Origin of the sequence: Phaeacidiphilus oryzae TH49 (assembly GCF_000744815.1) — a bacterium.
In the GTDB taxonomy this organism is placed as follows: domain Bacteria; phylum Actinomycetota; class Actinomycetes; order Streptomycetales; family Streptomycetaceae; genus Phaeacidiphilus; species Phaeacidiphilus oryzae.
This window is the reverse complement of sequence record NZ_JQMQ01000005.1, coordinates 6,190,927-6,211,674: the sequence shown is the minus strand read 5'-3', so window position 1 is coordinate 6,211,674 and position 20,748 is coordinate 6,190,927. Positions and strand designations below refer to the sequence as shown.

The window sequence follows — 20,748 nt, the reverse complement described above, 5'->3', positions numbered from 1 at the left end:
ACTTGCATGAAGGTAGTGTTTACCTGTCAAGACGCCGCAAGGGCGCGAGGCGGGCCGGCCGTGTGAGCCGCGCGACCCCGGGCCGTCTTTTCAGACGATGGGTGTCCGGATTAGGGTGGACCGACCAGACGTACCGGCCGCGCAGCCCGGCGACGACCTCGACAGGCCCCGGCCTGGGGAGGCGCCGACCGCGCGCGGGAGGAGGGCCCACCCATGACCGACCAGCCGACCGGCAGCGGCGACGGCAACGGCGACCGCTACGCGTGGGAGCGCCCCGGCGCCCACGAGGTCGCCCCCGGCGTCTACCGCATCCCGCTCCCCCTCCCCGACAAGGGCCTGCGCGCGGTCAACGCCTACGCCGTACTGGACGGCGACGGCCTGGTCCTGATCGACGCCGGCTGGGACCTCCCCGAGGCCCGCGAGCTCCTCGCCCGCAGCCTGGACGAGCTGGACGCCAAGCTCGGCGACGTCGACCGGCACCTGGTCACCCACGTCCACCGCGACCACTACACCCAGGCCGTCGCGCTGCGCCGGGAGTTCGGCACGCCGGTCGCCCTCGGCGCCGAGGAGCGGCACACCCTCGACGTCCTCCTCGGCCCGGAGTGGGGCGGCCCCACCGCCGAGCTGCGGCTGCTGCACCGCGCCGGGGCGTACGCCGTCGCCGACGAACTCCGCGCCCAGGACCGGAAGTCCACGGAGTCCGGGAAGTCACGCCCCAGCCCCGCACTGCACTTCGCCTACCCCGACGAGTGGCTGGCCCACGGCACCGACCTCGGCCTGCGCACCCGCCGCATCCGGGCGATCGCCACTCCCGGACACACCCGGGGGCACCTGGTCTTCCACGACGAGGACAACGGCCTCCTCTTCGCCGGCGACCACGTCCTCCCCCAGATCACCCCCTCGATCGGCGTGGAGCCCGCCCCCACCGAGCTCCCCCTCCGCGACTACCTGGGCTCCCTCAAGGCCGTCCGCGCCCTCCCCGACGCCCGCCTCCTGCCGGCCCATGGCCCGGACACCGACAGCGTCCACCGCCGCATCGACGAGCTCCTCGACCACCACCGCACCCGCCTGGACGACATCCTCGAAGCCCTGGCCGCCCACCGCACCACCACCGCCGCCGACACCGCCGCCCGCCTCACCTGGACCCGCCACCGGCGCGCCCTCGGCGAACTCGACCTCTTCAGCCGGATGCTCGCCATCCTGGAGACGGCGGCCCACCTGGACCTGCTGGTGCTGGAGGGCCGCCTCCGGGTCGCCACCGAGTCCGGCACCCGCCACTACACGGTCGCTTGACGCCCCGTCAGGTCCCGCGCCGCTCGGAGGCCCGCCCCCACCGCCACCGGGTGGAGGGCGGCCGGGCCGGAGGGGAGCTGCGCAAGCACTTCGCCGGGCCGCCGGCCGACGCCCGGGACGCGGCCCGGCGCGAATGGCGCGCGTTGCGCCTCCTCGCCGAGCGGGCGCCCGGGCTCGCCCCGCACCCGCTGGCGGCCGACCTCCGCGGCGACCGCCCCTGGGTGGCGATGACCCGCCTCCCCGGGGTGCCCCTCCGCGGGCTTCCCCTCACCCCGGAGGTGGTCCAGGCCCTCACCCGCGCCCTGGCCAGACTCCACTTCCCCGCCGACGCGCCGGCCGCCGAGGCGCTCCCGCTCCGGCCGGGCCATCCGGCCGCGGTCGCCGCCCGCGTGCGGGAGTGGGCGCCGCGGCTCCGCCCCCACACCAACGCCACCCCGCACATCCGGCGCGCCCTCGACGCCGGCCTCGACTGGCTCGGCGCCCACGTCCCCATCGAGGCCCACGCCGACGCCGAGGCTCGTGCCGTCCGAGTGCCGGACCCCGCCTCCGCACCCCCGCCGGTCTTCGGCCCCGGCGACGGCAACCTCGCCAACTACCTCTACGACCAGGAGACTTCGACCGTCCACGTGGTCGACTTCGAGGAGTCCGGGCGCAGCGACCGCGCCTTCGAACTGGCCGAGCTGACCGAACACGTCTCCGCCTGGTCGGAGGCCGCGGTCGAGCTGACCCCGGAACTCCTCCGGCTCCCGCTGGGCCCCGCCGAGCGCTCCCTGCTGCCCGGCTACCGCCGGCTGCTGGCCCTCGTCTGGCTGCTGCTCCTCACCTCCGACGGCCTCACCGCCCACCCGCGCAACCCTCCGGGCACCACCGACCGCCAGGCCGACCGCCTGCTGTCGCTGCTGTCGCCGCTGTGAGGCCCCGGGGACCGGGCTTCGGGTCCAGCCCTCGGGCTCAGGCCTCCGGCCGGGGATGCGTCGGCTGGTAGAGGCCCAGCTCGCCCCCGCCCGGCAGATGGAACGCGGTCAGCCGGCCCCACCGCAGCTCGGTCACCTGCTGGGCGAACTCCACGCCCTTGGCGCGGAGTTCCTCCATGGTCGCGTCCAGGTCGTCGCACATCAGCATCAGCTCGTGGGCGGCGCCGTCGTCCGTGGGATGCATCGCGACCTCGGCCGGCGGGGACGCGAAGATCAGCCAGCCCCGCCCGGCGTCGACATGGGGCCAGCCGAGGACGTCCCGGAAGAACTCCCGGTCCGCCTCCGCGTCCCGGCTGTACAGCACGATGTGCGCACCATTGATCACCCCTGGAAACCTAGCGCCAAGCCCGCTTCCCCACCACCACCGACACGTGACCGGTCACAGCGGCAGCGGCCGGTCCTCGACCACGCTCTTCATCACCAGGGTGGAGGTCAGCCGCTGCACCCCCGGCAGGGTGGCGAGGCGCTCGTCGTAGAGCCGCTGGAAGGCCGCCAGGTCGCGGGTGACCACCCGGAGGAGGAAGTCGGGGTCGCCGAAGAGCCGCTGCGCCTGGAGGACGTTCGGGATGTCCGCGACCGCCTCCTCGAAGGCGGCCACGGTGCTCCGGTCCTCGTCCCGCATGGTGACGAAGACCAGCGCTTCGAAGGTGAAGCCCAGCGCCTGCGCGTCCACCGTGGCCCGGTAGCCGCTGATCGCGCCGGAGCGCTCCAGCCCGCGCAGCCGGCGGTGGCACGGCGAGACGCTCAGCCGGACCCGCGCGGCCAGCTCGGTGACGGTGAGCCGGCCGTCGAGCTGCAGCTCCGCAAGGATCTTCCGGTCGATCTCGTCCATGGGGGAGATTCTTCCACTCAGTGCCTCTGTCCAGGTAAAACATGAAAACACCCGCTCCCGGATCCGTCCTAATCTCCCCCCGGCAGGAGAGAACGGAACAGGAGAGACACCATGGCCCTCGGGTCCGTCGCCGCCTTCTGGGCGGTGTCGTTGATGCTGGTGCTGGTCCCGGGGGCGGACTGGGCGTACGCGATCGCCTCGGGGCTGCGGGACCGCTCGGTGCTGCCGGCCGTGGGCGGCCTGCTGGCCGGCTACGTCGCCCTCACCGCGGTGGTCGCGGCGGGCGTCGCCGCGCTGGTGTCCCGGACGCCGATCGTCCTCACCGCGCTGACCGCGGCCGGCGGGGCGTACCTGATCTGGCTGGGCGCGGCCACCCTGGCCCGGCCCGCCGCCGTGCCCACCCCCGGGGAGGCCCCGCCGACCCCGTGCCGTGGCCCCGGCGCGCGCTCAAGGGCGCCGGCATCAGCGGCCTCAACCCCAAGGCGCTGCTGCTCTTCACAGCCCTCCTCCCGCAGTTCACCCGGGACGCCTCGGCCCTCTGGCCGGCCGCGGCCCAGATCGCCCTCCTCGGCCTGGTCCACACCGCCAACTGCGGAGTCGTCTACCTCGGCGTGGGCACCGGCGCCCGCCGCGTCCTCCGCGCCCGCCCCACCGCGGCCCGCTGGATCTCCCGCCTCTCCGGCGCCGCAATGCTCGCCATCGGCACCGCCCTCCTGGCGGAACGCCTGACCCACTGACCGCCCGCCGGCCGGCGCCGGAATCCGTCCCTCGGGGCGTTCGACTGACGTATTCGCTCAGATGTTCTATTCTCTTGGCATGCGGTGGCAGAACCTCAATCCGGCCGACCAAGGCGCCCCCGGCGGAGACGCGCTCTTCGCGCGGAGCGCGGTCCACAGCCGCACCTTCGACAGCCCCGAGTTCAGGGGCATCACGTTCCACGAGATCCGCTCCCGGAGCATCGTCAACCGGGTGCCCGGCGGCTCCCGGGTGCCGTTCGCCTGGACGGTGAACCCGTATCGGGGCTGCAGCCACGCCTGCGTCTACTGCTTCGCCCGGAAGACCCACAGCTACCTGGACCTCGACACCGGACACGACTTCGACACCCAGATCGTGGTGAAGACCAACGCCGCCGAGCTGCTGCGGCGCGAACTCGGCTCCCCGCGCTGGGAGGGCGACCACATCGCGATGGGCACCAACGTCGACCCGTACCAGCGGGCCGAGGGCCGGTACCGGCTGATGCCGGGGATCATCCAGGCGCTGACCGACCACGCCAACCCCTTCTCGATCCTGACCAAGGGCACGCTGATCCTCCGCGACCTGCCGCTGCTCGCCCGGGCCGCCGCGGTGACGGACGTGTCGACGGCGGTCTCGGTCGGCTTCATCGGCCCCGGCGACCTGTGGCGGCGGGTGGAGCCCGGCACCCCGCAGCCCGGCAAGCGGCTGGACGCCTGCCGGGCGCTGAACGACGGCGGCGTCCGCTGCGACGTGCTGATGGCGCCGATCCTGCCCTTCCTCACCGACCAGCCGGAGATGCTGGAGGCGACCGTCCGGGCCATCGCCGCGGCGGGCGCGCGGTCCGTCACCCCCCTGGTGCTGCATCTGCGTCAGGGCGCCCGCGAGTGGTGGTTCCAGTGGCTGGCGGAGGAGTATCCGCACCTGGTCGGGCGGTACCGGCGGCTGTACCGGGACTCGGCGTACGCGCCGACCTGGTACCAGCGCCGGATCACCCGGCAGGTGCACGAGATCGCCGCGCGCTACGGGCTGGGCCCCTCGGGCGGCGGACGGCGCGGAGCGGCGGAGGACCCGGCTGAGCCGGAGGCCCCGGAGGGGGCGCGGCGGCGGAGGGGGCGGCCCGGCCGTCCGCGCCGGACGGGACGCAGCTCAGCTTTCTGTGACGGGCCGGACCAGCCCTGCTCGGGGCGCTCCGGGCGGTCCCCGCGGTCGCCCGGAGCGGGCGGGGCCGGCACCGGAGCCGCGCCCCGGCGGCCACCACCCGGGCCGGCGTGGGCCGCGAGCGCAGTGCGGAGACCAGCGGAAGCAGCGCGGGCCACCCGTGCCTCCTCTCCCTCATCAGGACACCACGCCCGGCAACGACCCCGGCGAGGAGGTCGATGCCGACCCCTGCTCAGCCGGGCCGCGGTGGCATACGCTGCTGCCGATCCGGCGATGCGGAGGTTCAGCGATGACCGACACGGCCGACGAGGTCGCACGCGCACGCCGGCAGGCGCTCGGCGACGTCCTGCGGCGCACCGCCCTGCGCCATCCGTCCAAGCTCGCCGTCGTCGCGGGCGACCGGCGGCTCCGCTACGCGGAGTTCGACGCGGCCGTCAACCGCTGCGCCAACCGGCTGGCGGCGGAGGGCCTGGCGAAGGGCGACCGGCTGGCCCTGCTGAGCCGCAACTGCCTGCAGTTCCCGGTGCTGGCCTTCGCCGCGGCCCGGCTCGGGGCGGTGCTGGTGCCGGTCAACTTCATGCTGGGGGTGGAGGAGATCGCGTACATCCTCCGGCACTCGGGGGCCTCCGGGCTGGTCGCCCAGGACGCCCTGCTGCCCACCGCCGAGAAGGCGCTGGCGGCGGCCGGGGCGACCGGCGGCGACATTCTCCGCGGACGGATCCCCGGCGATCCGGGGTCGGCGGCAGCGGCAGCGGCGGCAACATCGGCCGCGGCGGCCGGCGGCTCCTGGCAGGACGTGGACGAGTGGATCGCCTCCGGCGACGACTCCGACCCGGACGTCCTGGTCGCGGACGACGACCCGCTGCGGCTGATGTACACCTCCGGCACCGAGTCCCGCCCGAAGGGCGTCCTCCTCTCCTCGCGCTCGCTGATCGCCCAGTACGTCTCCTGCGTCGTCGACGGCGGGATGACCTCGGACGACGTCGAGGTCCACGCCCTGCCGATGTACCACTGCGCGCAGTTGGACTGCTTCTTCTCGGTGGACGTCTACCTCGGCGCGACCAGCGTCATCCTGCCCGGCCCCGACCCGGCCGCGCTGCTGGCCGCGATCGAGCGCGAGCGGGCCAGCAAGCTCTTCTGCCCGCCCACGGTGTGGATCTCCCTCCTCCGCCACCCGGACTTCGACCGCACCGACCTGTCCAGCCTCCGCAAGGGCTACTACGGCGCCTCGCCGATGCCCGCCCAGGTGCTGGCCGAACTCTCCCGCCGGCTGCCGGACGTGCGGCTGTGGAACTTCTACGGCCAGACCGAGATGGCCCCGCTGGCCACCATCCTGCCGCCGCACGAGCAGTCCGAGCGGCCCGGCTCGGCGGGCCGGGCGGCGCTCAACGTCGAGACCCGGGTGGTCGGCGAGGACGACCGGCCGCTGCCCCCGGGGCAGGTCGGCGAGATCGTCCACCGCAGCCCGCACGCCGCGCTCGGCTACTACAACGACCCGGAGAAGACCGCCGAGGCCTTCCGCGGCGGCTGGTTCCACTCCGGTGACCTGGGGGTGCTGGACGAGGACGGCTACCTCGCGGTGGTCGACCGCAAGAAGGACATGATCAAGACCGGCGGCGAGAACGTCGCCTCCCGGGAGGTCGAGGAGGCGCTGTACCGGATCGAGGGCGTCGGCGAGGCCGCCGTCTTCGGCGTCCCCCACCCGCACTGGATCGAGGCGGTCACCGCGATCATCGTCCGCAAGCCCGACGAGCACGGCGCCGCCCTCACCGAGGCCCGGATCCAGGCGGGCCTGCGCGGCCACCTGGCCGGCTACAAGCGGCCCAAGTACGTCCGCTTCGCCGGCTCCCTCCCCAAGAACCCCAGCGGCAAGATCCTCAAACGCGATCTCCGGGACGCCTACCGGGAGTTGGCGGAGGGCGACGGCGACTGAACCGGGCCGGCGACCGAGCCGCGCCGGCCGCTATCCGCGCGGGCCCGGATCCGCCCCGGCCCGCAGCCAGGCCGCGCCGTCCGGCGGCAGGCCGCGGCCGCCCGCCGTCAGGGCGCGGCTGGTGAGCACCGGTTCCGCGGCGTCCGGCAGCGGTACCGGCCGGGAGGAGAGGTTGACCACGCAGCGGAGGCCGCCGGCCGTGAAGTCCACCCGGTCGGCCGCGTCCGCCGGGCTGTGCCAGCGGACCTCGGCTCCGGCCGGGAGGAGTTCGCGGCGGAGGGCGAGGGCGGTGCGGTAGAGGCTGAGGGTGCTGGCCGGGTCCTGGTGCTGGGCCTCGACAGAGAGGTCGGCGAAGGACTCCGGCTGGGGGAGCCAGGCCGGGCCCGGGCCGAAGCCGAGGGAGGGCCCGCCGCGGGTCCACGGCAGCGGGACGCGGCAGCCGTCGCGGCCCTTGCGGGCGCCGCCGGAGCGGCGGTGGACGGGGTCCTGGAGAACCTCCTCGGGAAGGTCGGCCACCTCGGGGAGGCCGAGTTCCTCGCCCTGGTAGAGGTAGGCCCCGCCGGGCAGGGCGAGGAGGAGCAGGGCGGCGGCGCGGGCCCGCCGGGCGGCGGCGGCCGGGTCGAGGGCGGGCTCGGTGCCGCCGGAGAGCAGCCACCGCTCGGAGTCCGCGCCCGGGGGCAGCGCGAGCCGGGAGGCGTGCCGGATCACGTCGTGGTTGGAGAGCACCCAGGTGGGCGTCGAGCCGACGGCGCCGGCCAGGGCGTAGGAGCGGTCGATGGTGGCGCGCAGCGAGCGGGCGTCCCAGTCGGTGTTCAGGAAGTCGAAGTTGAAGGCCTGGTGGAGCTCGTCCGGGCGGACGTAGCGCTCGCGCCGGTCGAGGGCGGCCCAGGACTCGGCGACGGTGGTGCGCGGCGGCTGGTAGGCGTCCGTCACCTTGCGGAAGCCGCGCAGCACCTCGTGCACCTCCTCACGGTCCCAGAAGGGGTGCCGGCCCTCCCAGCCCTCGCCGACGAAGCCGTGGTGGACCTGGTCCGGGCCGAGGTCGCGCAGCGGCTCGGCGAGGTCCTTGGCCATGCCGTGGGCGACGTCGAAGCGGAAGCCGTCCACCCCGCGGTCCAGCCAGAACCGGAGGACCGCGTGGAACTCGGCGACCACCTCCGGATGCGACCAGTCCAGGTCGGGCTGCCCGGCGTCGAACAGGTGGAGGTACCACTGGCCGTCGTCGGCGCTGGAGTCGACGCGCCGCCAGGCCGGGCCGCCGAAGACCGACTGCCAGTCGCTGGGCGGCGCCGCCCCGCCGTCCCGGCCGTCGCGGAAGACGTAGCGGGCGCGGGCCGGGCTGCCGGGCGGGGAGGCCAGCGCCTCCTGGAACCAGGCGTGCCGGTCGGAGGTGTGGTTGGGGACGATGTCGATGATGACCCGCAGGCCAAGCTCGTGGGCGCGGGCGAGGAGGGCATCGATGTCGTCCAGGGTGCCGAAGGCCGGGTCGACGTCCCGGTAGTCGGCGACGTCGTAGCCGCCGTCCGCCATCGGGGAGGGGTAGAAGGGCGTCAACCAGACGGCGTCGGCGCCGAGTTCGGCCACATGCGGGAGGCGGGCGGTGATCCCCGGCAGGTCCCCCACCCCGTCGCCGTCGGAGTCGGCGAAGCTGCGGACGTAGATCTGGTAGACGACGGCGGAACGCCACCATTCTGCTGCTGCGGAGGTCATGTGCGGCTCCACTTCCCTTCCAGGGCTGCGAGTTGGGCCGTGCCCGAGCGGGGCGAGGTCAGTACCGGCACACCGCCGAGCGCGTCGGCGGGCAGCGCGGCCAGCGCGCCGGCCATCGAGGCCTGGGCGAGCACCAGCACGTCGTGGCCCGCGGCCAGCCGCCGCGCCTCCTCGGCGATCAGCTCGTCGTGGCGGGCGGGATCGCCCCCGGTACGGGCCTCGTAGGCGCCCGGGCAGGTGGTGGTGGTGAGGGTGAGGCCGGCGCCCAGGCTCCCGGCCGCCCGCCGGATCAGGTCCGCGGTGGGGGCGAGGGTGGAGTCCAGGGTGGCCAGGACGGCGATCCGGCGGCCGGTGCGGACGGCCTCCTCGGCCATCGGCTGGTCGATCCGCAGCACCGGGATCCCGGCCAGCGGGCGGGCCAGCTCGGCGGCCGGCCCGATCGAGGAGCAGGTCACCAGGACGGCGTCGGCGCCCGCCGCCTCGGCGTGCTGGACGTAGCCGGCCAGGCGGGCGGCCGTGCGCGGCAGCGGCCCGTACGCCACGGTGTCGGCCAGCAGGCTCTCGTCCACCACGTGGTACGGCCGGGCCCGCGGCGCGAGTTCGCGCAGCAGGGGGTCGAAGACGGCCGGGAGGGCGGCCACCGTGTGGAGGACGCAGACCCGGGGGCCGGAGGTGTCCGCCGCGCTCATGCGGAGGCCTCCCCCGCGCCGGCGGTGGCTTTCCCCGCGCCGGCGGTGTCCCCCGCGCGGGCGGCGGCGGCGTCCCACCACGGGCGGCCGTGGGCGTCCACGATCTCGCCGAGCCGGCGCAGGCGTTCGGCGCTGGGCCCGCGCAGGGCGGCGTCCCGGTCGCCGGTGAGGGCGTCGGTCCACAGCGCCCGCCCGGCGAGGAAACCGGAGGCGCCGGCCCGGCAGGCGGCCTCCACGGCGGTCGGGAAGTCCCCGGCGGCGACGCCCTGCGAGAGCACCACCCAGGGCACGTCCACCACCTCGTCGATCCTGGCCGCCTGCGCGGTGAGGCGGTCCAGGCCGCCGACCCCGCCGTCCGGCACCTGGCACTTGTACAACGAGGGCCGCAGCGGGGCGAGTTCGCGGGCGGCCTCGACGATGGCGTCGTTCAGCGCGAAGGTCCCGGCCCGCTCCTCCTCCGGGGTGGCCCGGGCCACCGGTTCGAGCACGGAGGCCAGGCCGGCCGTGCGGCACAGCTCGACGAACCGGGAGGCGAGTGCGATCCGCTGCTCCCTGCGGCCGTCCCGGCGCCAGATGACCAGCAGCTTCAGCCCGCGGGTGCCGTCCCGGACGACGGCGGCGGTGTCGACGTCCGCCTCCAGCGCGGTGTCCTCGACGGGTCCCCCGGGCCGCTGGTCGAGGACGTCGACGGCGAGGATCGGGGCGCAGCCGGCGGGCAGCACCCGGTCGTCGATCAGGCGGCGGTAGCCGTACCGCCGGTCGATCAGCAGCGCCGAGGCGTACGGGCCGAGTTCGCGGGCCACGGCGGTCTTGAACGCGGTGAGGCGGTCGTCCGGGATCGCGGAGCCGGGGACGCCCGCGCGCTCCGCCATCATCGTGCGCAGCGAGTCCCGCTGGTCGGCGGCGACCATGGCGAAGGTCCCGGTCCCCGGCCGGGCGAGGGCCGCAGGAGCGACGGAGCCGCCGGCGAGGCGGACGGGGGCGGTGGTACTGGTCATGGGTGTGCTGCTCCAGGTCGGGGTGGCCGGGTGTCGGGGGTGGATCTCGGCGCCACCAGTGGCAGGAAGCGCTCGGTGTGGTGGGCGCGATGGGCGGCGGCGGCCTCGGCGGACGGGCGCAGCCCGGTGCTGGGCGCGGCCGGGGCGGAAGGGACAGAAGGGACAGAGGGGTCGGCGGCCCCGGGCCCGCCGGTGGCGGCGGCGCCGGCCAGCAGGGCCGCGCCGAGAGCGGCGGCCTCTGGCTCCGCGCAGACCCGGGTCGGCCACGGGCCTATCGCCGCCTTCAGCGCGGTCCAGGCGCGCAGCCGGGTCGAGCCGCCGAGGAGGGTGACCGAGCGCGGGGCGGCGGCCCCGCACAGCCGGGACTGGGTGTCGGTCATCCAGCGGGCGTGGTGGGCGGTGCCTTCCAGGATCGCGCGGGCGAGGTGCTCGGGCCCGTGCGCCAACTCCATGTCGTGGACCGCGAGTCGGGCCGAGGGGTCCGGTCTCGGCGCGCTGCGGCCGTTGGCGTACGGGGCGACCACCGGCCCGCAGGGGACGTCCGCCGGCAGCGACTCGACCAGCCGGATGAACTCGGCGTACCGCTCCTCGCCCCGGACGGCGCCGAGGAAGCGGTCGCAGAACCACTCCACCAGCAGCCCGGAGCTGGCCGCCCCGGCGAGGACGACATAGCCGGCGCCGTCCGCGGACCGGCCCCAGGACATCCCCTCGGCGGCGGCCGGTGCGCGGTCCGGCGGCTCGGCGGTGACGGTGAGGACGGCTTCCGCGGTGCCCATCGAGTCGGCCACCTCGCCGGGCCCGCGCACCCCCGCCGCCCAGGCGCCGACCAGGTGGTCGTGGCCCGCGACGACCACCGGCGTCCCGGCGCGCAGCCCGGTCCCGCCCGCGGCCTGTGCGGTGACCCGGCCGGCCGGCTGGCCTGGGGCGCAGACCCGGGGCAGCCGGTCGGGCGTCAGACCGCCCGCCTCGCGCAGCAGTTCCGGCAGCCATCGGGCCTCCACCGGGTCCCAGGCCATAGTGCGCTGGGCGAAGGTGGCGTCGGTGGCCACCTCCCCGGTCAGCGCGTGGACGACCAGGTCGGCGGCGCCGGCCCAGCTGCGCATCCGGGCAAGGAGGCCCGGCTCCTCGGCGGCCAGCGCGCACCACTTGGCCAGCGGCACCTTGGCGCTGGGCAGCACCCCGGTACGGGCGTGCAGCCCGGCCCGGCCGAAGGCCCCGGCCAGGCGGGCGGCGTGGGCCGCAGGCGCCGGGTCGGACCAGGCGCGGACCGGGCCGATCGGCCGCCCGTCGGCGTCCAGCGGAACGCCGGCCTCGGCCATCCCGGTCACCCCGAGGGCGGCAGGGAGGCGGCCGTCGACCGCCCGCAGGCAGTCCGCGAGGGCCCGGAAGGCCGCGGACAGCAGGGCGTCAGCCGGGTGGGTGTGCGGCGAACCACCGTACGGGGTAGGCGACTTGGCGCGGGCGACGACCTCGCCCGAAGGCTCGCAGAGGAGGGCCTTCACATGGGTGGTGCCGATGTCCAGCCCGGCGAGCAGAGGAGCGCGCGCGGTCACTCGCCCACCTCCGGCCCCGACTCCGACTCCGGCCCCGTCCACGCCGGACGCCGCCCGGGGACGAACCCCGGTGGCAGGTCGGCCCGGTAGGGATCGGCGGACCAGGGCAGCGGACGGGCGGAAGGGCAGGCGACGGCGGCAGCGCCGCCTGCCTCGCGGAGCAACCGCAACCGGGTCCGCGCCTGCGCGGCCAGCGGGGCGCGGTTGTCGGCGGCGTACGCGGCCAGGGCCGCCACCCCGTCCTCGCCGCCGCACTGGGCGATGGCCCGGGCCAGGGCGAGTTCCAGTATGGCGCGGCGCTCCTGGAAGTCGTCCGCCTCGACACCGCTGTGCCGCCACTGGGCCTGGAGGGCGGGGCGGGAGCGGAGCGCGCGGAGGACGGGGAGGGCGGCCGGGTCGCCGAGGCGCTCGGCGCCCGCGGCCACCGCCTCGACCCAGTAGAAGGTGCCGGCCAGCGGATCGCGCAGGGAGTCCTCGGTCACCTCCACCAGCGTGCCCACCCGCTCCCACAGCGACACGGCACGGGGGTCGCGGGCCAGGGCGAGGGTGTGGAGGAGGTAGACGGGGGCCGGCATGGCCGCCTGGTCCGGCGGGAGCTGGGCCTCCCGGATGCCGCTGTCCCGGGGCGGCAGCGCGGGTCCGGCGAGGACGGCGGTGAGATGCCCGACCAGCAGGTCGGCGCCGGCCGGTTCGCCCCGGCAGACCAGGATCTGGGCGAGGACGAGCCGCGCCGGGCCGGCGGCCCCGGGCAGCGCGCGGAGCAGCGCCTCCGTGGTCTCCGGCCCGGGGTCGAGCACCAGGTCGACGAAGGGGACCCGGCCCCGGAAGACCTGGCGTCGCCCCATGTCGGAGTAGCTGTGGAGGGGCAGCCGCCGCTGCACCTCCCGGAGGGCGGCGGGCAGTTCCAGCGGACTCGCGGCGGCGTCACCCGGGTCGTAGTCGGGCAGCAGGCCGGGCGGCGCCGTCTCCGCGATCAGCTTCCGCAGTACGGCCGGGTCGAGGTCGCGAGGCCGGAGGCCGCCGCGGACGCAGAGCGAGGCGGCCAGTCCGGTGATCGCGCCCAGGTTCTCCAGGTCGGCCTGCATCCGCAGGGCGGGGAGGGCGTCGTGGGTGGCGGACAGCGCCTTCCCGGTGACCAGGAGCCCGTCCACGCCGCGCGGCAGCAGGGCCCGGTAGGGGACGGCGACCTCCAGGTTCGGCGGGATGAGGCCGAGGTGCGGCCACAGCGCCTCGCCCTTGCCCTTGAGGTCGTGGTTGGAGAAGTGGACGGCCACGGTGTCCGGCCAACTCCGGTGGGTGAGCTGGTCGGTGAGGGTGAGGACGACCTCGCCGAGGAGGTGCCGGCCCTCCCGGGTGACCGGCTGCCGGCCGTGGTCGTGCCGGTCCGGGCTGCGGCGGCGGGCGGCGAGCACCGCGCGGGTGGCGTCCGCCGGGTCGGTCAGGTCGGCGAGCCCGCCGAAGTTGTTGCGGGTGGTGGCCGGGGTGTCGAACTGGGCGAGCGAGGACCACATCCGGCTGTGGGTGAGCTCGGCGCCGTCGGCGACCGGGGCCCCGCCCAGGCGGCGAGGTCGGCCTCGCCGGTGGCGTCCACGACCACGTCGGCGGCGAGGGCGTAGGCGCGGCCGTCGGGCCCGGTGACGAAGGCGCCGCGGACACCCGGACGGTCGCCCCCGGTCTCCGCCAGCACCGCGAACGCCCGGGCGCCGTACCGGAGTTCCACCCCGTGCTCGGCCAGCTCCTCGTGCAGGGCGAGCGACTTGGCCTCGATGTTCCAGGACCCGGCTCCGCCTCTGCGCAGCCCGAGCGCCCGGTGGGTGCGGCGGGTCGCGTCCTGGACGGCGGCGGCCCGCCCCTCCCGGCGCCCGAACCAGTAGCTGTGGACGCCGCCGTAGGTACCGGTGCCGCCGGGGCCCGGCCCTGACTCCACCAGCACCGTCCGCGCGCCCTGCGCGGCCGCCGCCAGGGCGGCGGAGGCCCCGCTGGTCCCGCCCCCGACCACCAGCACCTCGAAGTCCTCGCAGGGCAGCGGACGGTCCCCGACGGCCGGCGGCGCCGCACCGGGGGTTCCGGCCGGAAGGGCCGCCGCCGTCAGCAGGCGCCCGGCCGCACGCCGTCCGGCCTCCACCGCCTCCGCCACGTCGAGGAGCGGTCCGTCGGCGCAGAGGGCCGGCGGCGGGGGCGGCAGCCGCCATCCGGCCGGCCCACCGACCGGCCCACTGCCCGGTTGGGCGTCCGCCCCGGCCCCGTACCCCGCGGCCAGCGGGCGGGTGCCCACGGCGCCGAGCACCGCCCCGGCGAACGCCGGGTGCTCGCGCAGCAGCCGCGCGACCCGCCGCAGCGCGGCCCGGCGGCCGCCGCGCACGGCGGCCAGCGCATAGAGGTGTCCTGGGCCGCGGTAGCCGTCGTGGAGGGCCAGGCCCTCGGCCGACCGATGCCCGGAGGCCGTCCGGGCGTCGGCCGCGGCCCCGTCGAACTCGACGCTCCAGACCGCGGGTTCGGCCTCGTCGACGAAGCGCGGGGTCGCGTCGAGCACTGCGGCGCAGCGCACCGCCCGGCGCCCGGCCGCGTCGGCGACCAGGAGGCCCTCCGGGCAGGGCTCCAGCACCCGGGTCCCGTAGAGCAGCCGGACCCCGGCGGCCAGCAGGGCGTCCTCCAGGCGGAGCTTCAGCGCGGCCGGGCGGAGGGCGAGCCGCTGCCCCGCCGGGCGGCCGTCCAGCAGCGGCCCCAGCAGTCCGGCGGCGGCCGAATCTTCGGGCGGGACGGTCAGCCAGGGCCGCCCGGCGTCGGTCAGCTCGGAACCGGGGGCGTACCCCTCGTCGAGGAGGAGCACCCGCCGTCCCGCCCCGGCCAGCCGCAGCGCGGCGGCGACGCCGGCCGGCCCGGCGCCCGCGACCACCGCGTCCGCCTCGCCGGCCACCGGCAGCCGCCCGCCGGGCAGCAGGACGGTACGGCCGGTGGTCACGGCGTCCCCGCCGCCGGCGGGAGGACGCCCGACCCGGCCACCCGCGCGTACCACCGCCCGCTGTCCTTGACGGTCCGCCGCTGGGTCTCGCGGTCCAGGTGGACCAGCCCGAAGCGGGGCCAGTAGCCCATCGCCCACTCGAAGTTGTCGATCAGCGACCAGTGGTAGTAGCCCTCCACCGGCGCGCCCTCCGCCATCGCCCGGTGGACGGCGGACAGGTGGGAGTGGAGGAAGGCGATCCGCCGGGTGTCGTGGACCTCGCCGTCCTCGCCCGGCTCGTCGCCGTAGATGGCGCCGTTCTCGGTGATCATCAGCGGCACGCCCGGGTAGTCCCGGTGCAGCCGCAGCAGCAGCGCGGTGAGGTCGTCGGGGACGATCTCCCAGCCCAGGTCGGTGCGCTCGACCTCGTCCCGGCCGGGCTCGACCTTCCAGGGCCAGGGCCCGTCGCCGGGCCGGGCGCTGACGATCCGCCGGGTGTAGTAGTTGACGCCGATGAAGTCGCTGCCCGCGGCGATGGTGTCGAGGTCGCCGTCCTGGACGAAGTCCAGCTCGCCGACCACGCCCTCCCAGTGAGCCCGCATGTCCGCCGGGTAGCCCCTGCCGTGCACGGGGTCCAGGAACCAGCGGTTGACGTAGCCGTCCGAGGCGTGGGCGGCCGCCCGGTCGGCGGCGCTCCCCGGGTCGGCGGGGGTGTGCGGGAAGAGGCTGTAGGCGATGCCCGCCCGGGCGTCCGGACGCCGCGCCTCCGCCCGCAGCTCGCCCACGGCCAGGCCGTGGGCCAGCAGCAGGTGGTGCATCACCGTGACCGAGGACCGCAGGTCCTTCTCGCCGGGCGCGTGCAGCCCGAGCTGGTGGCCGAGGAGGCCGACGATCCACGGCTCGTTGATGGTGATCCAGTCCCGCACCCGGTCGCCGAAGGCGTCGAAGCAGACCGCTGCGTACTCGGCGAAGCGGTGGGCGGTGTCCCGGTTCCGCCAGCCGCCGCGGTCCTCCAGGGCCTGCGGCAGGTCCCAGTGGTAGAGGGTGGGCAGCGGGGTGATCCCGCGCTCCAGCAGGCCGTCGATGAACCGGTCGTAGTGGTCGAGGCCGCGCTTCTCGATCCGGCCGCCGCCCTCCGGCAGGATCCGCGGCCAGGCCAGGGAGAACCGGTGGGCGTTGGTGCCGAGTTCGGCCATCAGGGCGAGGTCCTCGTCCCGGCGCCGGTACTGGTCGGCGGCCACCTCCCCGGTGTCGCCGTTCTCGATCGCCCCGGGCCGCCGGCAGAACCGGTCCCAGATCGACTCGCCCCTGCCGTCGGCGTCCACCGCGCCCTCGACCTGGTACGCCGAGGTGGAGGTGCCCCAGCGGAACCCCTCGGGGAACCGCGGCGACTCGGCTTCGGTACTCACAACTCCTCCTGGAATTCCGGCAGTTCGCGGGCGTGTTCGCAGGCGTACAGCAGCACGCCGGCGGACCAGGCGTGGGAGAGGGTCAGCAGCATCCCCTTCGCCTGGAAGCACTCGGTCTGGTAGAAGCGCTCGCTGACCATCCCCCGGTAGGCGTTGAAGTCGCCGTCCGCGCGGGCCACGAACTGCCGGAAGCAGTCCAGGTTCTCCCGCACCGAGCGCAGCAGGTACGGGTCGCGGAGCCGGCGGGCCAGCCGCACCGCCTCGGGCAGGCAGATCAGCCCGAAGTCGTGGAGGTGCTGGTTGGACGGCGAGGCCTGGTCGGCCCCGCGGGTGCGGAAGCCGTAGCGGGCCAGCAGGGTGTGCTCGGGGAAGCGGACGTCGTAGGTGTAGCGGAAGGTCAGGGTCCAGTCGGCGGCCCGCCGGGCGAGATCCAGCCAGACCCCGTCCGGATCGCCGGCCTCGTGCAGCAGGGTGTACGCGATGATCGCGTTGTAGCCGTCCTCGGAGGTCGGGGCGAGCGAGACGTCCTCCGGCGCCCCGCACAGGAACTCCGAGCGGAGGTCCGCCGCGAAGGCCGCGCCCGCCCGCCGGGCCGCCGCCAGATAGGCCGGCTCGCCGAGCGCCCCGGCCGCCTCCACCAGCGCGCCCACCCAGGCCAGCCCCGCGGCCCCCTCGTGGTCGATCGGCTCCCCGGTGTCCACCCGGTGGGCGGCGGCCAGCCGCCCCGTCTCCGGGTCCTGCCCGGCCAGCGCCACCGCCAGGTTGGACCGAACGGCGGCCTCCCACTCCGGGTGGCAGTGCCCCAGGGCCCGTTCGGCGACCAGGGCCCGCAGGGTGAACAGGGTGGCGTCGCCCAGGGTGCGGGCGTGCAGCCGTCCGCTGTCCCCGGTCCACCCCGCCGACCAGCCGCCGGTGCGCGACCACTGGCCCCAGAAGGTGCCGCCGGGCGCCAGGTTGGCGCAGATGTGGTCGATCACCGCGGCCCCGGCCGCCGCCTGCTCGTGGTCGCCGACCCGCCGGGCGTGCAGCAGCAGGGCATGGGCGTAGGGCACCCCGCTGACCCAGGAGACGTGCATGGCCTGCCGGTCCCCGCGCTCGCCCAGGGCCTCCCGGTCGAAGGCGGCGGTCTCCAGCAGCACGGGCGGGTCGCTGCGGTAGTGCCAGCGGTGCAACCCCTCGGCGGAGAGCTCGGCGGCCTCGTCGAGGCCCATCCAGGCGGCGGGGCCCTCGGCGGCGGCCGGTTCGGCCTGGTGGAGGCCGCGCAGCACGGGCGGGTAGGCGTGCGGATCGGCGCTCAGCGGATGGAGGGTGAACCGCAGTACCCGCTCCTCCCCCGGCTGCCAGCGGTGCAGCGGAGCCTCGGCCGGGCGGGGGCTGCCCGAGCCGTAGTAGGAGACCGGTTCCTCGCGGTAGGGCGCGTGCAGCCGCAGCACCGGCCGCTCGCCCTCGGGGTCGGGCAGCACGGCGAAGCCGACGCCCTGCTCGCCCAGCGGGCCCCACTCGCCGATCGCCAGGGCGGCCCCGCCGCGCCGGTCGCGGGCGAAGACGGCGGGGGTGGCGCAGCGGTCGGCGCGGAAGGACCAGGCCTCGGCGGTCAGCCCGGTCGGGTCGGCCTCGGCGGCGGCCCGGCCGCGGGCGAACCGCGGGTAGGGGCGGGCGCAGTCGGCGCGCCGGTTCTCACCGTAGAAGGCGCCGGGGATCAGCCAGCCGGGATCGTCCCCGGCGCCGAGCCGCAGCTCCACCCGCAGACCGGCCTCGACCGCCGCCGGTCCCTCGTTGCGTACGGTGAGTTCGCCGCGGTAGGAGGCGGCCGGCAGGGCCGGATCGCGGGTCAGCCGCAGCTCCGCCCGGAAGCCGTGGGCCCGCCCGGCGGCGGAGAGCTCCCCGCCGGTCTCGCCGACGACCTCCGCCGCGGGTATCCCCCGGCAGTTCCCTGCGGCGTCCAGCAGGCCGACCAGGTACGGCAGTTCGAGCCGCCCCTCGCTCTCCTTGCGGAGTACCAGGGCCTCAGTCGAGGAGCCGGGCATCGGTGTTCCACCCTTCCAGCAGTACGGCGCGGCCCTCGTCGGGTGCGTTCCGCCAGGCGACCGGCACCTCGACGGACTCCCCGGGCAGCAGATCGAGCATGTTGTCGCCGAAGACCGCCCAGCCGGGGGCCCCGATCGGCCGGGCGTCGGTGAGGTAGAGGCCGAGGGCCGCCGGGCCCCCGGTGTGGGCGAGCCGCAGGACGCCGCGGTCCGCCGACCACTCCGCCGCGATCTCGGCCGGGGGCAGGTCCAGATACCCGGCGAGGTCCGGCCCGGCGCTGTGGACGTAGCGGTTCGCCGCAACCGACACCCCGTCCGCCGAGCGGAGTTCGAGGTCCAGCAGGAACAGCGGTCCGGGCAGCTCCGCCACGGGCATCGCGAGGACGCCCGTCCGGCTCTCCGCCACCACCGTCCCGTCCAGCGCCACCACCCGGGCCACGGCCCGGCCGCCGCCCTCGTCGACGGCCGGCCCCCAGCAGCGCACCCGCGCCTCGAACCGGTCCCGCCCGGCCCAGGCCTGGGTCCCGAACCCGGCGCAGACGTGGTTCTCCCGATACGCCCGCCGCACCCCGTGGTACGCCGGTTTGGGGTCGCCCCGGTGGTCGACGGCGGCGGTGCACCAGGCGTTCGGGAAGGGCTCGTTGAACTGCCAGGGAATCGCCCCGCCGGAGCGCGGCGCCCGCCGCAGATTGGCCTCCACCGCGTACCGCAGCCCGTCGTACTGGAGCTGCTGGCTGGCCCTGCGCATCAGGTCCACGCCGTCCAGGCGCCCGCCGAAGACCTCCGCCACCAGCGGGGTGTTGTTCCACCAGGCGCCCAGGTGCTCCATCAGCGGGTTGTCCCGGCCGGTCGGCCAGCCGCGCCCGGCCGGCACCACGGCCTCCCAGGTACGCCGGTTGGCCATCCCCTCCACGCCGAACTCGGAGTGCAGCAGGCAGTTCCCCGCGTCGTAGAGCTCCTGGTGGGCGCCGAGGCCCTGGTGCTCCCAGGGGCCGTGGACGTCGTGCTGCCGTTCCGGGGCCGCGGCCAGGTTCTCCCGGATGTTGAGGAAGTCCCCGCCGGAGGGCGAGCCGGGCAGCCAGCAGCGGTCCGGGTCGAGGGCGGCGACGGTCCTCGCCAGCCGGTCGATCACCGGCGAGGAGGACTCGTCCAGCGGGGTGGCGGTGGCGGTGTGGTGGAGCTCGTTGCCGGGGCCCCAGACGGCCAGCGCCGGGTGGTGGCGCAGCGCCGGGACGATCGTCCGGGCCTCGCGCTCCATCAGGTCCAGGTATCCGGCGTCCTCCGCCGGCACGCTGTCGATCCCCGAGCTGGAGAGGCTGAACTCCTGCCAGACCAGCAGCCCGAGCCGGTCGCAGCGCCGGTAGAACTCCTCGGTCTCGATCAGCCCGCCGCCCCACACCCGCAGCAGGTTCACCCCGGCCTCGGCGGCCAGGCCGAGGAGATGGTCCAGCCGCTCCGGCCGGGGGACGCCGTAGAGGGCGTCCTGCGGCACCCAGTTCCAGCCCTTGGCGTACAGCCGGCGGCCGTTGACCTCCAGCGTGTACGGCAGGGCGTCGGCCGGGGCGCCGGGGTTGGCCACCAGCCGCACCCGGCGGAAGCCGGTGCTGCGGACCACCGGCCGGCCGGACCGACGCCCGTCCCGGTCCACGACCCCGGTCTCCACGGTGTAGAGCGGCTGCCGCCCGTGCCCGTTGGGCCACCACAACTCCGGCTCCGGGACGGCGAGTTCGACGGACAGCCGGCCGCGCGTCGGGGAGAACGGCAGCACCGCCGAGGCGACGGCGGCGCCGTCAGGTGCGCGGACGGCGATCCGCAGTTCGCCCGGCTCCGCCGCCTCCAGCGCGGCCTCCACCGTGATCGTCCCCCGCCGCCCGTCCTCGTCGGGACGCGCCCCGACCACGGCGTCCCGCAGCCGCACCGGGCCGGCGACCTCCAGCCGGACCGGCTGCCAGATGCCCTGGTGGACCATCCGCGGGCAGAAGTCCCAGCCGTAGTTCATCCGCGCCTTGTGCACCCGCACCCGGTCGGTCCTGCCGACCTGCGGCTCGTTGGCCGGGGCCGGGTAGACGACCACCGCGAGGAGGTGCTCGCCGCCGTCCGCGTACCGGCTGACGTCCACCTCGAAGGGGACGAACATCCCCTCGTGGTGGGCGAGTTCGTGCCCGTCGACGAGGACGGTCGCCTCGTGGTCGACCCCCTCGAAGCGGAGCAGCGCGCGCTGCCCGGCGCCGAGCGCGGGCAGCCGCAGCGGGCGGCGATGCACCCAGGCACGCTGCGGCACCCACTCGGCGAGGAGGCTGCCTGTGCCCGTGTACGGGTCGGGGACCTCGCCGGCCCGGCGGAGGTCGTCCAGGACCGAGCCGGGGACCCGGGCCGGGAACCAGCCGGGCTCCCCCGCCGGGCGGTCGGGGCCGCACAGCCAGCGCCAGGTGTCCCCGAGGCAGCCGCGCAGCTCCCAGCCGTCGTCCAGCACGCCGTCGTCGTCCGTCCGCACCG

The 20,748-nt window shown here is 76.2% G+C and carries 15 protein-coding genes and 2 pseudogenes; 6 read left to right on the top strand and 11 right to left on the bottom strand.

Annotated features, from left to right (window positions below; genetic code table 11):
* The first annotated feature begins 213 nt into the window (after window positions 1–213).
* Complete coding sequence (locus BS73_RS31310; protein ID WP_037577744.1) at window positions 214–1,293, top strand: MBL fold metallo-hydrolase; 1,080 nt, start codon at window positions 214–216, stop codon at window positions 1,291–1,293.
* Window positions 1,290–2,207 (top strand): phosphotransferase family protein, encoded by a 918-nt coding sequence (locus BS73_RS37930; RefSeq protein WP_152617792.1) that lies wholly within the window; start codon window positions 1,290–1,292, stop codon window positions 2,205–2,207. Before BS73_RS31310 ends, BS73_RS37930 begins: the two co-directional genes overlap by 4 nt.
* Before the next feature lie 37 nt (window positions 2,208–2,244).
* On the opposite strand, the gene BS73_RS31300 is transcribed toward BS73_RS37930, so the two are convergent.
* Window positions 2,245–2,592 (bottom strand): VOC family protein, encoded by a 348-nt coding sequence (locus BS73_RS31300; protein ID WP_037577743.1) that lies wholly within the window; start codon window positions 2,590–2,592, stop codon window positions 2,245–2,247.
* A gap of 54 nt (window positions 2,593–2,646) precedes the next feature.
* The gene (locus BS73_RS31295) at window positions 2,647–3,099 is read right to left on the bottom strand and encodes an Lrp/AsnC family transcriptional regulator (protein ID WP_037577742.1); all 453 of its coding nucleotides are present in this window, start codon (window positions 3,097–3,099) and stop codon (window positions 2,647–2,649) included.
* A gap of 111 nt (window positions 3,100–3,210) precedes the next feature.
* Between BS73_RS31295 and BS73_RS40800 the strand changes: the two are divergent.
* From BS73_RS40800 to BS73_RS31280, 4 genes and pseudogenes are all read left to right on the top strand, one after another.
* A pseudogene (locus BS73_RS40800) lies at window positions 3,211–3,417 on the top strand (LysE family translocator); the annotation flags it as partial.
* 107 nt (window positions 3,418–3,524) lie between these two features.
* Window positions 3,525–3,836, top strand: coding sequence for a LysE family translocator (locus BS73_RS40795; RefSeq protein ID WP_322987301.1), 312 nt, complete (start codon window positions 3,525–3,527; stop codon window positions 3,834–3,836).
* Window positions 3,837–3,915: 79 nt separating this feature from the next.
* A pseudogene (locus BS73_RS36750) lies at window positions 3,916–4,917 on the top strand (Rv2578c family radical SAM protein); the annotation flags it as partial.
* Between the two features lie 364 nt (window positions 4,918–5,281).
* Window positions 5,282–6,925 (top strand): acyl-CoA synthetase, encoded by a 1,644-nt coding sequence (locus BS73_RS31280; protein ID WP_037577740.1) that lies wholly within the window; start codon window positions 5,282–5,284, stop codon window positions 6,923–6,925.
* 30 nt (window positions 6,926–6,955) lie between these two features.
* Here the strand turns inward: BS73_RS31280 and BS73_RS31275 are convergent, their stop codons facing one another.
* The 9 genes from BS73_RS31275 to BS73_RS38495 are packed head-to-tail and all read right to left on the bottom strand — an operon-like array spanning window position 6,956 to window position 20,746.
* The gene (locus tag BS73_RS31275; RefSeq protein ID WP_051941199.1) at window positions 6,956–8,635 is read right to left on the bottom strand and encodes a glycoside hydrolase family 13 protein; all 1,680 of its coding nucleotides are present in this window, start codon (window positions 8,633–8,635) and stop codon (window positions 6,956–6,958) included.
* The gene (locus tag BS73_RS31270; RefSeq protein ID WP_037577738.1) at window positions 8,632–9,324 is read right to left on the bottom strand and encodes an aspartate/glutamate racemase family protein; all 693 of its coding nucleotides are present in this window, start codon (window positions 9,322–9,324) and stop codon (window positions 8,632–8,634) included. Before BS73_RS31270 ends, BS73_RS31275 begins: the two co-directional genes overlap by 4 nt.
* Window positions 9,321–10,322 carry a hypothetical protein gene (locus tag BS73_RS31265; RefSeq protein ID WP_063837103.1) on the bottom strand — a complete coding sequence of 334 codons (1,002 nt, stop codon included), beginning with the start codon at window positions 10,320–10,322 and terminating at the stop codon, window positions 9,321–9,323. The genes BS73_RS31270 and BS73_RS31265 overlap by 4 nt, the downstream gene beginning before the upstream one ends.
* Window positions 10,319–11,875 (bottom strand): FGGY-family carbohydrate kinase, encoded by a 1,557-nt coding sequence (locus BS73_RS37925; RefSeq protein WP_051941198.1) that lies wholly within the window; start codon window positions 11,873–11,875, stop codon window positions 10,319–10,321. Before BS73_RS37925 ends, BS73_RS31265 begins: the two co-directional genes overlap by 4 nt.
* On the bottom strand, window positions 11,872–13,386 hold the full coding sequence (locus BS73_RS31255; RefSeq protein ID WP_037577737.1) for an FAD-dependent oxidoreductase: 1,515 nt from the start codon (window positions 13,384–13,386) through the stop codon (window positions 11,872–11,874). The genes BS73_RS37925 and BS73_RS31255 overlap by 4 nt, the downstream gene beginning before the upstream one ends.
* Window positions 13,314–14,837 carry an FAD-dependent oxidoreductase gene (locus tag BS73_RS31250; protein ID WP_161789724.1) on the bottom strand — a complete coding sequence of 508 codons (1,524 nt, stop codon included), beginning with the start codon at window positions 14,835–14,837 and terminating at the stop codon, window positions 13,314–13,316. The genes BS73_RS31255 and BS73_RS31250 overlap by 73 nt, the downstream gene beginning before the upstream one ends.
* On the bottom strand, window positions 14,834–16,225 hold the full coding sequence (locus tag BS73_RS31245) for a GH1 family beta-glucosidase (protein WP_037577735.1): 1,392 nt from the start codon (window positions 16,223–16,225) through the stop codon (window positions 14,834–14,836). Before BS73_RS31245 ends, BS73_RS31250 begins: the two co-directional genes overlap by 4 nt.
* Entirely contained in the window at window positions 16,222–18,252 is a 2,031-nt protein-coding gene (locus tag BS73_RS31240) for a hypothetical protein (protein ID WP_084704494.1), read from the bottom strand. The genes BS73_RS31245 and BS73_RS31240 overlap by 4 nt, the downstream gene beginning before the upstream one ends.
* The gene (locus BS73_RS38495; protein ID WP_051941197.1) at window positions 18,233–20,746 is read right to left on the bottom strand and encodes a glycoside hydrolase family 2 protein; all 2,514 of its coding nucleotides are present in this window, start codon (window positions 20,744–20,746) and stop codon (window positions 18,233–18,235) included. Before BS73_RS38495 ends, BS73_RS31240 begins: the two co-directional genes overlap by 20 nt.
* Between the last annotated feature and the right edge of the window lie 2 nt (window positions 20,747–20,748).

Bases quoted from the DNA above. Each gene is read 5' to 3' on its own strand.
- BS73_RS31295 (WP_037577742.1), bottom strand. From the start codon at position 3,099: ATGGACGAGATCGACCGGAAGATCCTTGCGGAGCTGCAGCTCGACGGC.
- BS73_RS31240 (WP_084704494.1), bottom strand. From the start codon at position 18,252: ATGCCCGGCTCCTCGACTGAGGCCCTGGTACTCCGCAAGGAGAGCGAG.
- BS73_RS31310 (WP_037577744.1), top strand. From the start codon at position 214: ATGACCGACCAGCCGACCGGCAGCGGCGACGGCAACGGCGACCGCTAC.
- BS73_RS31265 (WP_063837103.1), bottom strand. From the start codon at position 10,322: ATGACCAGTACCACCGCCCCCGTCCGCCTCGCCGGCGGCTCCGTCGCT.
- BS73_RS31255 (WP_037577737.1), bottom strand. From the start codon at position 13,386: ATGTGGTCCTCGCTCGCCCAGTTCGACACCCCGGCCACCACCCGCAAC.
- BS73_RS31270 (WP_037577738.1), bottom strand. From the start codon at position 9,324: ATGAGCGCGGCGGACACCTCCGGCCCCCGGGTCTGCGTCCTCCACACG.
- BS73_RS31280 (WP_037577740.1), top strand. From the start codon at position 5,282: ATGACCGACACGGCCGACGAGGTCGCACGCGCACGCCGGCAGGCGCTC.
- BS73_RS31275 (WP_051941199.1), bottom strand. From the start codon at position 8,635: ATGACCTCCGCAGCAGCAGAATGGTGGCGTTCCGCCGTCGTCTACCAG.